Origin of the sequence: Bacillus sp. XT-2, from assembly GCF_025696525.1 — a bacterium.
GTDB classification, from domain to species: Bacteria; Bacillota; Bacilli; order Bacillales; family Bacillaceae; genus Bacillus; species Bacillus halotolerans.
Genome location: NZ_JAHVOC010000013.1, coordinates 1 through 12927, shown reverse-complemented (window position 1 = coordinate 12927; position 12927 = coordinate 1). Strand labels below are relative to the sequence as shown.

General features: G+C 42.2%; 16 protein-coding genes and 1 rRNA gene. 15 read left to right on the top strand and 2 right to left on the bottom strand.

Going from position 1 to position 12927, the window contains the following annotated elements:
* Nucleotides 1-8: 8 nt before the first annotated feature.
* From rpsK to salA, 13 genes are all read left to right on the top strand, one after another.
* Nucleotides 9-404: a 30S ribosomal protein S11 gene (gene rpsK / locus KXD37_RS22835; protein ID WP_010332782.1), complete on the top strand. Its 396-nt coding sequence runs from the start codon at nt 9-11 to the stop codon at nt 402-404.
* A gap of 176 nt (nt 405-580) precedes the next feature.
* Entirely contained in the window at nt 581-1525 is a 945-nt protein-coding gene (locus KXD37_RS22830) for a DNA-directed RNA polymerase subunit alpha (protein WP_010332783.1), read from the top strand.
* 77 nt (nt 1526-1602) lie between these two features.
* Nucleotides 1603-1965: a 50S ribosomal protein L17 gene (rplQ, locus tag KXD37_RS22825; RefSeq protein ID WP_003225836.1), complete on the top strand. Its 363-nt coding sequence runs from the start codon at nt 1603-1605 to the stop codon at nt 1963-1965.
* A gap of 129 nt (nt 1966-2094) precedes the next feature.
* A complete protein-coding gene (locus tag KXD37_RS22820; protein ID WP_095714783.1) occupies nt 2095-2940 on the top strand; it encodes an energy-coupling factor ABC transporter ATP-binding protein in 846 nt (281 codons plus the stop codon).
* Complete coding sequence (locus KXD37_RS22815) at nt 2916-3785, top strand: energy-coupling factor ABC transporter ATP-binding protein (protein ID WP_095714782.1); 870 nt, start codon at nt 2916-2918, stop codon at nt 3783-3785. The genes KXD37_RS22820 and KXD37_RS22815 overlap by 25 nt, the downstream gene beginning before the upstream one ends.
* Nucleotides 3782-4579 carry an energy-coupling factor transporter transmembrane component T family protein gene (locus tag KXD37_RS22810; protein WP_101861381.1) on the top strand — a complete coding sequence of 266 codons (798 nt, stop codon included), beginning with the start codon at nt 3782-3784 and terminating at the stop codon, nt 4577-4579. The genes KXD37_RS22815 and KXD37_RS22810 overlap by 4 nt, the downstream gene beginning before the upstream one ends.
* 9 nt (nt 4580-4588) lie before the next feature.
* Nucleotides 4589-5332, top strand: coding sequence for a tRNA pseudouridine(38-40) synthase TruA (truA, locus tag KXD37_RS22805; RefSeq protein ID WP_151174696.1), 744 nt, complete (start codon nt 4589-4591; stop codon nt 5330-5332).
* Nucleotides 5333-5493: 161 nt separating this feature from the next.
* A complete protein-coding gene (gene rplM / locus KXD37_RS22800) occupies nt 5494-5931 on the top strand; it encodes a 50S ribosomal protein L13 (protein WP_003241966.1) in 438 nt (145 codons plus the stop codon).
* A gap of 20 nt (nt 5932-5951) precedes the next feature.
* On the top strand, nt 5952-6344 hold the full coding sequence (rpsI, locus tag KXD37_RS22795) for a 30S ribosomal protein S9 (protein WP_003225846.1): 393 nt from the start codon (nt 5952-5954) through the stop codon (nt 6342-6344).
* Between the two features lie 681 nt (nt 6345-7025).
* Nucleotides 7026-7793, top strand: coding sequence for a class I SAM-dependent methyltransferase (locus tag KXD37_RS22790; protein ID WP_095714778.1), 768 nt, complete (start codon nt 7026-7028; stop codon nt 7791-7793).
* Nucleotides 7794-8013: 220 nt separating this feature from the next.
* Nucleotides 8014-8457 carry a YbaK family protein gene (locus KXD37_RS22785; protein WP_263463747.1) on the top strand — a complete coding sequence of 148 codons (444 nt, stop codon included), beginning with the start codon at nt 8014-8016 and terminating at the stop codon, nt 8455-8457.
* 59 nt (nt 8458-8516) lie between these two features.
* Nucleotides 8517-9230, top strand: coding sequence for an N-acetylmuramoyl-L-alanine amidase CwlD (cwlD, locus tag KXD37_RS22780; protein WP_044153395.1), 714 nt, complete (start codon nt 8517-8519; stop codon nt 9228-9230).
* Nucleotides 9231-9325: 95 nt separating this feature from the next.
* Entirely contained in the window at nt 9326-10384 is a 1059-nt protein-coding gene (gene salA, locus KXD37_RS22775) for an iron-sulfur carrier protein/transcriptional regulator SalA (RefSeq protein WP_188323436.1), read from the top strand.
* Nucleotides 10385-10420: 36 nt separating this feature from the next.
* Here the strand turns inward: salA and gerD are convergent, their stop codons facing one another.
* Complete coding sequence (gene gerD / locus KXD37_RS22770; RefSeq protein ID WP_010332792.1) at nt 10421-10978, bottom strand: spore germination lipoprotein GerD; 558 nt, start codon at nt 10976-10978, stop codon at nt 10421-10423.
* Nucleotides 10979-11087: 109 nt separating this feature from the next.
* Here gerD and kbaA point away from each other — a divergent pair, with 109 nt between their 5' ends.
* Nucleotides 11088-11684, top strand: a complete 597-nt coding sequence (gene kbaA, locus KXD37_RS22765; RefSeq protein WP_044153392.1) for a KinB-signaling pathway activation protein — start codon at nt 11088-11090, stop codon at nt 11682-11684.
* Nucleotide 11685: 1 nt separating this feature from the next.
* On the opposite strand, the gene pdaB is transcribed toward kbaA, so the two are convergent.
* Complete coding sequence (gene pdaB, locus KXD37_RS22760; protein ID WP_101861377.1) at nt 11686-12450, bottom strand: polysaccharide deacetylase family sporulation protein PdaB; 765 nt, start codon at nt 12448-12450, stop codon at nt 11686-11688.
* A gap of 351 nt (nt 12451-12801) precedes the next feature.
* On the opposite strand from pdaB, the gene KXD37_RS22755 reads away from it, so the two are divergent.
* Nucleotides 12802-12927 (top strand): 16S ribosomal RNA (locus tag KXD37_RS22755); the annotation flags it as partial.

The following is a 12927-nucleotide window of genomic DNA, read 5'->3' as shown; positions in this document are numbered from 1 at the left end:
CCTAAACAATGGCTGCTGCTCGTAAATCTAACACGCGTAAACGTCGCGTGAAAAAGAATATTGAGTCTGGAATTGCTCATATTCGTTCAACTTTCAATAACACGATCGTTACGATCACTGACACTCATGGTAATGCTCTTTCTTGGTCTAGTGCCGGAGCTCTAGGATTCAGAGGTTCTCGTAAATCTACTCCTTTTGCTGCACAAATGGCTGCAGAAACAGCTGCTAAAGGTTCAATCGAACATGGACTTAAAACTCTTGAGGTTACTGTAAAAGGCCCTGGTTCAGGTCGTGAAGCTGCTATCCGTGCGCTTCAAGCTGCTGGATTAGAAGTCACTGCTATCAGAGACGTAACTCCTGTTCCTCATAACGGATGCCGTCCACCAAAACGTCGCCGCGTGTAATTTGTTTGTATAGATTTTGTGTCCCTGTCAATAATGGGTTATGATACAGTTATTTATTAAACGAATGCACCGACTCGTTGCCTGAGCACATACGGGACTAAACAATGGGGAATTTCGGATGGAATCTCATATGATTCTATTCGAGGTTTCGACGTTTTGAAGGAGGGTTTTAAGTAATGATCGAGATTGAAAAACCAAAAATCGAAACGGTTGAAATCAGCGACGATGCCAAATTTGGTAAGTTTGTCGTAGAGCCACTTGAGCGTGGATATGGTACAACTCTGGGTAACTCCTTACGTCGTATCCTCTTATCCTCACTCCCTGGTGCCGCTGTAACATCAATCCAGATAGATGGTGTACTGCACGAATTCTCGACAATTGAAGGCGTTGTGGAAGATGTTACAACGATTATCTTAAACATTAAAAAGCTTGCATTGAAAATCTACTCTGATGAAGAGAAGACGCTAGAAATTGATGTACAGGGTGATGGAACTGTAACAGCGGCTGATATTACACACGATAGTGATGTAGAGATCTTAAATCCTGATCTTCATATCGCGACTCTTGGTGAGAATGCGAGTTTCCGAGTTCGCCTTACTGCTCAAAGAGGACGTGGGTATACGCCTGCTGACGCAAACAAAAGAGACGATCAGCCTATCGGCGTGATTCCGATCGATTCAATCTATACGCCAGTTTCTCGTGTATCATATCAAGTAGAGAACACTCGTGTAGGCCAGGTTGCAAACTATGACAAACTTACACTTGATGTTTGGACTGATGGAAGCACTGGACCTAAAGAAGCGATTGCGCTTGGTTCAAAGATTTTAACTGAACACCTTAATATATTCGTTGGTTTAACTGACGAAGCTCAGCATGCTGAAATCATGGTTGAAAAAGAAGAAGATCAAAAAGAGAAAGTTCTTGAAATGACGATTGAAGAATTGGATCTTTCTGTTCGTTCTTACAACTGCTTAAAGCGTGCGGGTATCAACACGGTTCAAGAGCTTGCGAACAAGACGGAAGAAGATATGATGAAAGTTCGTAATCTAGGACGTAAATCACTTGAAGAAGTGAAAGCGAAACTAGAAGAACTTGGACTCGGACTTCGCAAAGACGATTGACTAGTTTCCCTTGTGAACTAGGATTTTCGTGTGTTTATAATTCAGAAAAAGCATTCCAATAAAGGAGGGGACATCACATGTCATACAGAAAACTAGGACGTACGAGTGCACAGCGTAAGGCTATGCTTCGTGATCTTACAACTGATTTGATCATCAACGAAAGAATCGAAACAACTGAAACACGTGCGAAAGAACTTCGCTCTGTAGTTGAAAAAATGATCACGCTTGGCAAACGCGGTGATCTTCACGCTCGCCGTCAAGCTGCTGCATACATCCGCAACGAGGTTGCTAACGAAGAAAATAACCAAGATGCACTTCAAAAATTATTCTCTGACATTGCAACTCGTTACGAGGAGCGCCAAGGTGGATACACACGTATTATGAAGCTTGGTCCTCGCCGTGGTGACGGAGCACCAATGGCAATTATCGAATTGGTTTAATCACATATTTTTGTGTATCTAAAGAAGGGCGGGACAGTTTCTAACTGGATCTATGCCCTTTTTTTAGATACTGCAACTTTTTCAATAGAGAGACAAGCAGAGTATGAGCTGAGAGGAGGCCGGTTGTCCGTGAATCAAAATCAGTTGATATCGGTAGAGGATATCGTTTTTCGATATCGGAAAGACGCAGAAAGACGAGCACTAGATGGCGTCTCCCTGCAGGTGTATGAGGGTGAATGGCTTGCAATTGTAGGTCATAACGGTTCAGGGAAATCAACACTGGCCCGGGCATTGAATGGTTTAATCCTTCCTGAATCAGGCGACATAAAGGTTGCTGGAATTCAACTGACAGAGGAGTCAGTGTGGGAAGTGCGTAAGAAGATTGGAATGGTCTTTCAAAATCCGGATAACCAATTTGTCGGAACGACAGTTCGCGATGATGTGGCTTTTGGTTTAGAAAACAATGGTGTACCGCGGGAAGAAATGATTGAGAGAGTAGATTGGGCTGTCAAACAGGTCAACATGCAGGATTTTCTTGATCAAGAGCCGCACCATCTCTCCGGAGGCCAAAAGCAGAGAGTTGCGATAGCAGGGATTATTGCCGCACGTCCTGATATTATTATCTTAGATGAAGCAACATCCATGCTTGACCCGATCGGGCGAGAAGAAGTGCTTGAAACGGTAAGACATTTAAAAGAGCAAGGCATGGCAACTGTCATCTCGATTACACATGATCTGAATGAGGCAGCAAAAGCTGACAGAATCATTGTCATGAATGGCGGTAAGAAATATGCCGAGGGTACGCCTGAAGAAATTTTTAAATTGAATAAGGAACTTGTTCGAATCGGGCTTGATTTACCCTTCTCATTCCAGCTCAGCCAGCTCTTAAGAGAAAATGGACTGGCTTTGGAAGAAAATCATTTGACTCAGGAAGGGCTGGTGAACGAGCTATGGACATTACAATCAAAGATGTAGAGCATCGCTATCAGATAAAGACGCCGTTTGAGCGCCTTGCCCTGTATGATATCAATGCATCGATTAAGGAAGGCAGCTATGTGGCCGTAATAGGGCATACAGGCTCCGGTAAATCCACTCTTCTTCAGCACCTGAATGGTCTCCTGAAGCCTACAAAGGGGCATATTTCATTAGGCAGTACCGTTATACAGGCAGGAAAAAAGAATAAAGAGCTTAAATCCCTCCGAAAAAAAGTCGGAATCGTTTTCCAATTCCCCGAACATCAATTATTCGAAGAAACAGTTCTTAAAGATATTTCATTTGGACCGATGAACTTTGGTGTGAAAAAGGAAGACGCTGAACAAAAAGCGAGAGAGATGCTGAAGCTTGTAGGTTTATCTGAAGAGCTTCTGGACAGATCACCTTTTGAATTAAGCGGAGGACAAATGCGCAGGGTTGCAATTGCCGGGGTGCTTGCGATGGATCCTGAAGTGCTTGTTCTCGATGAGCCGACAGCAGGGCTGGATCCAAGAGGGCGAAAAGAGATCATGGACATGTTTTATGAGCTCCACCAACGGGGAAACCTGACGACAATTCTTGTTACCCACAGCATGGAGGATGCGGCTGCCTATGCTGATGAAATGATCGTGATGCATAAAGGAACTATCCAGGCATCAGGCAGTCCGCGAGACTTGTTCTTAAAAGGGGAAGAAATGGCCGGCTGGGGGCTGGACCTTCCGGAAACGATTAAATTCCAAAGACAGCTGGAAGCCGCACTTGGTATCAAATTTAAAGAACCTCTGCTCACAATAGAAGATGCCGCTGCTGAAATCCGTGCTCTTTTTCAGGGGGGAAAAACCTTATGATGGACAGCATGATTATCGGCAAGTATGTGCCGGGTTCTTCGCTTGTGCACCGGCTTGATCCAAGAACAAAATTGGTTACGATCTTTTTGTTTGTCTGTATCGTTTTCCTGGCCAATAATGTGCAGACATATGCGCTGCTTGGTTTATTTACAGCAGGCGTTGTTTCCTTAACAAGAGTTCCTTTTTCCTTTTTGATGAAAGGGCTAAAGCCGATCATCTGGATTGTTCTTTTTACGTTCCTGCTCCATATTTTCATGACACATGAAGGGCCGGTTATTTTTGAACTTGGCTTTTTCAAGATCTATGAGGGCGGTTTGGTACAAGGGATTTTCATTTCCCTTAGGTTCGTCTATCTGATTTTAATAACCACTCTATTAACGCTGACAACAACACCTATTGAGATTACCGATGGGATGGAACAGCTGCTCAACCCATTTAAAAAATTGAAGCTTCCTGTTCATGAGCTGGCTCTTATGATGTCGATCTCTTTACGGTTTATCCCAACCTTGATGGAGGAGACAGATAAGATTATGAAGGCTCAGATGGCGAGAGGCGTGGATTTTACAAGCGGACCGCTTAAAGACAGAGTGAAGGCAATTGTGCCGCTGCTAGTCCCACTCTTTGTCAGTGCGTTTAAGCGTGCTGAAGAGCTTGCGGTTGCAATGGAAGCAAGAGGCTATCAAGGCGGAGAGGGCCGCACTAAATACAGAAAGCTTGTATGGACGGCAAAGGATACGTCTGTCATCGTCAGCTTGTTCATATTGGCTGCTCTGTTATTTTTCTTAAGGGCTTAGAGGTGCTTTATGAGACTGAAATGCACGATTTCTTATGACGGACATTTGTTTAAAGGATATCAAGTACAGCCGGGTAAAAGAACGGTTCAGGATGAGCTGGAGAAGGCGCTGGCTGTCCTGCATAAGTCAAAAGACAGAATCCCGGTCGTTTCCTCTGGAAGGACGGACAGCGGGGTTCATGCAGCCGGACAGGTGATTCATTTTGATACACCGCTCTCTATTCCGGCTGAGAGATGGCCATATGCTTTAAATGCACTGCTTCCGGATGATATTGCAGTCAAAACGGCAGAAATTGCGGATGATGGGTTCCATGCACGATTTAGCGCAGTTAAAAAGGAATATCGCTACTTTGTATACACGGAGAAACACCCGGACGTATTTAAACGGCATTACGCTTACCATTTTTCATATCGCCTCAATGTGCAGAACATGAGAGAAGCGGCAAAGCATCTTGTAGGAACACATGATTTTACAAGCTTTTGTGCGGCTAAAACGGAAGTGCAGGACAAAGTGAGAACGATTTACGAACTCGATTGGACTGAGACTGATGACGGCCTGCAAATGCGGATCACAGGCAGCGGTTTCCTATATAATATGGTCAGAATTATTGCAGGTACTTTGCTGGATGCAGGTATTGAAAAAATTTCTCCTGATGATGTGAAATCCATGCTGGAAGCGAAGGACCGCGAAGCAGCAGGGCGCACAGCACCGGGACACGGACTGTACTTATGGAACGTTTACTATGACAACTAAACCAGGTGTATAATATTTTCTTGACAGAGTCTGCATAAAGTTATAAGATATCATATGGTATGTATTTCAACCCCACGATAAGCCCCGGAACTTATTGTGTTGTGAAATAGAACGTAATCGAAGTTTATTGAAAATGACAGATCATTTAGGAGGGAAATTCAATGCGTACAACACCTATGGCTAACGCAAGTACTATTGAACGCAAGTGGTTAGTTGTTGATGCTGCTGGCAAGACTTTAGGTCGTCTTTCTTCAGAAGTTGCAGCTATCCTTCGCGGAAAACACAAACCAACTTACACACCACACGTTGATACTGGAGATCATGTGATCATCATCAACGCTGAAAAAATCGAGTTAACTGGTAAAAAGTTAACTGACAAAATCTACTACCGTCACACTCAACATCCAGGCGGATTAAAATCAAGAACTGCTCTTGAAATGCGTACAAACTACCCTGAGAAAATGCTTGAGCTTGCTATCAAAGGCATGCTTCCAAAAGGTTCTCTAGGTCGTCAAATGTTCAAAAAATTGAACGTATACCGTGGTTCTGAGCATCCACATGAAGCACAAAAACCTGAAGTTTACGAACTTCGCGGTTAATTAAAAAGGAGGTTACCAATTTGGCACAGGTTCAATATTACGGTACTGGCCGTCGTAAAAGCTCTGTAGCGCGTGTGCGCTTAGTTCCAGGAGAAGGTCGTATCGTCGTTAATAATCGTGAAATCAGCGAGCACATCCCATCTCCAGCTCTAATCGAAGATATCAAACAACCATTAACTTTGACTGAAACAGCTGGAACTTATGATGTTTTAGTAAACGTACATGGAGGCGGCTTATCTGGTCAAGCTGGAGCAATCCGTCATGGTATCGCTCGTGCTTTGCTTGAAGCAGATCCAGAATACCGTGCAACACTTAAACGTGCAGGTCTTCTGACTCGTGACGCTCGTATGAAAGAACGTAAAAAATACGGTCTTAAAGGCGCTCGTCGTGCACCTCAGTTCTCAAAACGTTAATTTTACGTTTCAAAGCTCTCAACCATGGGTTGGGGGCTTTTTTTATTTTCTTTTAAGAATTAAAACAGAAGCGATTAAACAGGCATCCTTTTTTTGCTTTATAAAACGATCGTCTTTAAATGCCGGTCTTTCTCACAAGGTTTCGAATAGTTTAACCTCAGCTCCAGCACAAAATATGTCACCTTTCAATTCAATGCTTCAATGATCTATCTTGAGCCCCTGTAAATTCAAGCGCATGCTATTCTATGACTGGTGTATCTGCATCTAGATAAATAGAGCGCATCTGCGTGCTCCATTCAAACGTCCTTTGCAAATGGCATACGCATTTATTCGCTAAAATGGTTTGTTATCACAAATTGAAGGATTTTCAACTCGTTTTTGGAAACACGGAACCGTTCAAATACCAATTCGCATCGCAGAAAGAAACGTCTAGTGCTGAAGTGAGTCTTACATAAGTGTTCAAATGCCATAGGGTAATGAAAAGCGTAATGCCGGCATCAAGTGCTTTGTCATTAATTTGATTTGAAAAAGTGATATTATAATCACTAGCAATAAAATCACATATCTCCTTTGTTAATTTATTGCGGTTTTATGAATTTTTTTCCGAATATGCAAAGGGAAAGCGGTATCAATCTAGAAATATTTGTTATACTCTAAACATTAAAGTAAGGAGAACGATTCATGAATGCGTTAGTAGATCATAATAGCAAAGCCTGGGATCAAAAAGTAGAGACAGGCAATGAATGGACTGTTGCTGTAGAGCGGCATGTCATTGAACAAGCGAAAAAAGGGAATTGGGATATAAGGTTAACACCTATTAAAAATGTGCCAAAGGATTGGTTTCCTCCTGTAAAAGGCTTGAAGGTGCTTTGTTTGGCTTCAGGAGGCGGACAGCAGGCCCCGGTTTTAGCGGCAGCCGGAGCGGATGTCACCGTCTTAGATAACTCAGAACAGCAGCTTGGACAGGACAGAATGGTTGCTGATCGCGACGGCTTGACCATACGCACCGTGAAAGGAAGTATGGATGATCTCAGTCAATTTGAAGATGAATCATTTGATTTCATCGTACATCCAGTTGCCAATGTTTTTGTTGAAGATATCCTGCCGGTTTGGAAAGAAGCGCACCGCGTGCTGAAAAGAAATGGCGTTTTAATTTCAGGATTTGTTAATCCAGTTGTTTTTCTGTTTGACATTGAATTAGAAGAGCAGGGCGTTTTAAAAGTAAAGCACTCTATTCCATACGCCGACTCAGAAGATCTTCCAAAACATAAGGTGAAAAAGCTGATTGAAAATAATGAAGCTCTGGAATTCGGGCATTCCTTAGAAGACCAAATTAAGGGACAGCTCGATGCCGGTTTTATTGTCACTGGTTTTTATGAAGATAAAGGCGGTTTTGTATTGGATCAATACATTAATACATATTCTGCAACAAGAAGCATTAAAGTATGAAGGCAGCGACCTATTAGAGGGAGCTGCCTTTTATTATTGTGCTGCCTCTGCTTTTGTGAACAAACATAAGTTCCCTACCCCGCAGAAAGCTGCTTTTTTTACACTCTTTTTAATATGTTCAAGTTATCGACACCTTCATTTGGGCGAATTTCCAACCGAATTTGGGCATGGTTTCACCTCCCAAACCTCAAAATAACCGGTAAAAGGAGAGTGAATTTGTATGGCAGAGGTACTGTCTTTTATGGATGTGAAACGCCAAAAGGATTTTGAATTAGAAAAAAACTTGCTCAAAGAACTCTCACTTAGACAAATCATTCAGTCTGTAAAGGCATGTCTTACTCCATTATATCCATTTTTGCAGGATGAAAGGGACGTTATTAGTGAAGGCTGTATTGATTTTGCGATAGAAGCTTATTTGTTAGGCGGGCGTTTCGGGGTTTTCGGGTATTATGGAGAATCTATGCAAAGTGTTAGTGCCCGCTCTGCAAGGGAAGAAGAAGAGCTTCGTATGGAGTTTTTTGAATACCTTTATCATTGGACACATGAGCAATACGCAACGTTTGATAAAAACACAGTTTATGAAGCTGCACGAAAATTCATCAAAGACTGGTGGACAGAAGGGTTTGTCCAAAGAGAAAAACAATGTAAGCTTCGCATGCGTTAATCATATTTCCCGACCCTGTCCCATACTTATGTAATAACGGACAAGCGGGAGGGGAAGGGATGAGGAAAAAGCTTAAATGGCTCAGTTTTATGCTAGGCTTCATCGTATTACTGTTTCTATTCAAGTATCAATTCAGCAATAACGATTCTTGGAATCCGTGGAGTCTGCCTTTGAGCGGAAAAATTATTTATCTTGATCCAGGTCATGGCGGGCCTGATGGAGGGGCAGTGGGCGGCAAGCTGTTAGAGAAGGATATAACCCTGGAAGTGGCTTTCAGAGTCAGGGATTATCTTCAGGAACAAGGGGCCTTAGTGATTATGACTAGAGAAAGTGACACCGATCTAGCTCCTGAAGGGACAAGAGGCTATAGTAAACGAAAAGCGGAAGACTTAAGACAGCGAGTAAACTTAATTAACAATTCAGAGGCTGAGCTCTACCTTAGCATTCATCTTAATGCGATCCCGTCACAAAAATGGAGCGGAGCCCAAAGCTTTTATTACGGAAAATACGAGGAAAACGAGAAAATTGCAAAATACATTCAGGATGAGTTGAGAACAAACCTGGAGAATACAACCCGAAAAGCAAAGAGAATTCATGGTATTTACTTAATGCAAAACGTCACAAAACCAGGTGCGCTTGTGGAAGTCGGTTTTTTATCCAATCCTGGAGAAGCAAAGATGCTGGGGAAACCGAAATATCAGGACAAAGTGGCATCTTCCATATATAAAGGAATATTGAGATACTTTACAGAAAAAGGCGACCCTCCGGAGTAAAGGAGGGTTTTCTCATGGTTCTAAGCAAAAGACACCTGCTGTTTATGTATGATATAATAATGTTTGTAAACGAATACACAAAAGGGTGAGGTTCGATGATAAGAGAAGATGAAGTAAGAAAACTAGTCGGTGAAATGCGCGAACCTTTTCTTCAAAGACCTCTGGGAGAATTGGATGCCGTTAAGGAAGTAAAAATAAAGCCTGAAAAACGGCATGTCAGTGTAAAATTGGCTCTTGCAAAAACCGGAACAGCAGAACAAATGCAGGTTCAGCAAGAAATCGTAAATGTCTTAAAAGGGGCAGGCGCTGAGACGGTAGGCCTTCGATTTGAAGAGCTGCCTGAAGAAACAGTTGCGAAATTTCGGGCGCCGTCAACAGAGAACAAAACATTGTTAAATATGGATAACCCGCCGGTTTTCCTTGCTGTAGCGAGCGGAAAAGGCGGAGTAGGCAAATCAACTGTGTCAGTGAACCTTGCTATTTCTCTGGCTCGGCTTGGGAAAAAGGTCGGTTTAATTGACGCGGATATCTACGGCTTTAGTGTGCCGGATATGATGGGCATTACAGTACGTCCAACAATTGAAGGAGACAAACTGCTTCCTGTTGAACGCTTCGGTGTAAAGGTCATGTCGATGGGTTTCTTCGTTGAAGAAAATGCTCCTGTCGTCTGGAGAGGGCCAATGCTGGGCAAGATGCTCAACAACTTTTTCCACGAAGTAGAATGGGGAGAAGTAGACTATATCGTTCTCGATCTTCCGCCTGGAACAGGGGACGTCGCACTTGATGTACATACGATGCTTCCGAGCAGTAAAGAAATTATCGTATCAACGCCGCACCCGACTGCAGCCTTTGTTGCGGCCAGAGCGGGGTCTATGGCTATTAAAACAGATCATGAGGTCGTTGGCGTCATAGAGAACATGGCTTATTATGAAAGTGCAAAGACTGGGGAAAGAGAATATGTCTTTGGCAAAGGCGGCGGAGATAAACTTGCTGAGGAGCTTAAAGTGCCTTTGCTCGGCAGAATACCGTTAAAACAGCCTGATTGGGATAAAGACCAATTTGCTCCGTCTGTTTATGACGAAAGCCATCCAATCGGTGAAATATATCATGACATTGCAAAAAAAGTCGTTGAAAAAATGGAAGTGCAAATATAAAAAGGCGAACCGGGATTTTTTGATCCCGGCTTCCCTTTACTCACCTTCTTTAGCGGTTTCTGCTGCTGCTTTTTTCAGTTCATCTTCGAACTGTTTTTTGTAAAGCGGACTAGAAAGTGTTTCAGTAATTACTTGTTCTAAATAACTGCGGAATTCTTGGCTTTTTGCCAGTTCGCTGTATTTTTTATTCATTCCCGGGTCCTGCATAACACTCATCAGCATTTTCTGGTAATCCGGATCCTTCATCAGCTTTTTAATTACTTTTTCATGCTCTGTTTGAAGGGTTTTAGCAAAGCTTTCCGCAAATTCAGTGTCTTCAAAGATGTTTTTCCAAAAATCCGCACCTTTTTTAGAGGTGAGTGTTTTTTCTATTGTTCCTTTAATGGCATCCTGATCAATCACCAGTGCTTCATTCATCGCATCATCGTTTAATAATTCCTTAATTGCTTTCTTTCCATCATCTGTTTTTAATATATCAACAACCATTTTTTTGGTCTGATCATAATCCATATCCGCTGCTTGGTCTTTTGGAGCGCAAGCTGTTACAGATAATATCAAAAAACAGCCCATCAATAGCGTTTTGGCTTTTGACATGCTTAAGCTCCTTTCACATACTTATCTTACTTTTAATATGATTCATCCGGTTGGAATTATACATAACAAAATATCGCGATCTGCGATTTTTGAGGGGTTGAATAAAGAAATGAAAAGCCGTGGCTTAGTTCGTTTTTTCTTTTCTATTTTAGCTGTCGGAGCGGTTGTCACAAGTGTTGTGGGTTTTGCTTTAAAATGGGGGGGATATAAGGAGCTGTTTCTGAATTTTGAAGCGGGCCAGATTTTCTCTGTTTTATTTTGGTTTATCGGTGTCGGCATGATTTTTAGTGTCATCAGTCAAATGGGTTTTTTCGTGTTTTTAACAGTTCACCGGTTTGCACTCGAAATATTAAGATCTTCATCATTATGGAATTTACTGCAGCTGTTTTTCATCCTGTTTGTCGCTTTTGATTTAATGTACGTGCGGTTTTTATTTTTCGGAGATAGAGGAGAGTCAATGGCTGGCTATGCGTGGCTGCCGTTATTTTTATTGATCTTCGGTTTGCTTACCGCGTATATAAAACAAAAGCAGTCCTCAAAGAAAACGTTTGTGTCATCTTTATTTTTAATGGTTGTGATCACTGCATTGGAATGGTTTCCTGCGCTCAGAGTAAATGATGAGGACTGGCTTTACTTAATGCTCTTTCCGTTAATGGCGTGTAATGCTTTTCAATTGCTGATGCTGCCGAAGTTTGCAGCGAAATAATTTATTTTACTTCGGCGGATTTAGCATCTGTGTTTGCAATGAGATCTCCCACGTTGACATTTTTTAAACCTTTTTCTCTCATATGATGGATAATCTCAGGCAGGGCCTCTTCTGTTTGTTTAGCTGAGTCTGAGGCGTGTAAAAGAATAATGTCTCCTCCTGAAACTTGGCGGTTTACATTATCGACGATTTTTTCAACGCCTGGATTCGTCCAGTCATGGGAGTTCACACTATAGTGAACGACTGTATAGTTATATTGTTTTGCGATTGATAGGACATTTTTATTGAACTGACCGGTAGGAGGTCTTAGGAGCCGTATGTCTTTGATTCCTAATTTTTCAAAGGCGGTGCGCGCACGGTTAATGTCCTTTTTTATTTCACTATCCTCTAGATTGGCATAGTTTTTATAAGCATAACCCATACTTCCTATTTGATGGCCGTCCTTTACAATGCGAGCCACCGTGTCCGGGTGGCGCTCGGCCCAAGAAGCGGAAAGAAAAAACGTCGCGTTTTTGATGCCGTTGGTTTTCAGGGTATTAAGAATAGGCTCGGCTTTCTCATCGCCCCAGCTGATATCAAAGGTAAGAGCAATGTCTTTTGAATCTGTTTCTCCTTTATAAATGGCTTTCGGTCCGCTGTCAGTCGAAAACACAGGGAGCGGGACAGCTCTTTGGATATAAAAAAAGCTGGCTGCAGCAAATGCGGCGATAAGTATAATGATAAATTGTTTAACGCGTTTTATGTGCCACACATAGAAGTGATTCACTGATGATGCCTCCTTATCTTGTCCATCATTCTTGTGTTACATCTTATGTGCCTGGCCAAACGAATATAACTGATAAAAAGTCTCTTTAAAACAGATTAAATTAGTTATTGACCATTTGATAATATCCGTGTTATATTATTATTCGTCGCTGATGAACAGCTGACAACAAATAAAAGCTTCATTAACCCTTTAAAAAAAGTGTTGACTTAAAAGAAGCTGAATGTTATAGTAATAAAGCTGCTTCGTTAAGCGGCATAAATGATCTTTGAAAACTAAACAAGACAAAACGTACCTGTTAATTCAAGTTTTAATATAAATCGCACAGCGATGTGCGTAGTCAGTCAAACTACTTTATCGGAGAGTTTGATCCTGGCTCAGGACGAACGCTGGCGGCGTGCCTAATACATGCAAGTCGAGCGGACAGATGGGAGCTTGCTCCCTGATGTTAGCGGCGGACGGGTGAGTAACACGTGGGTA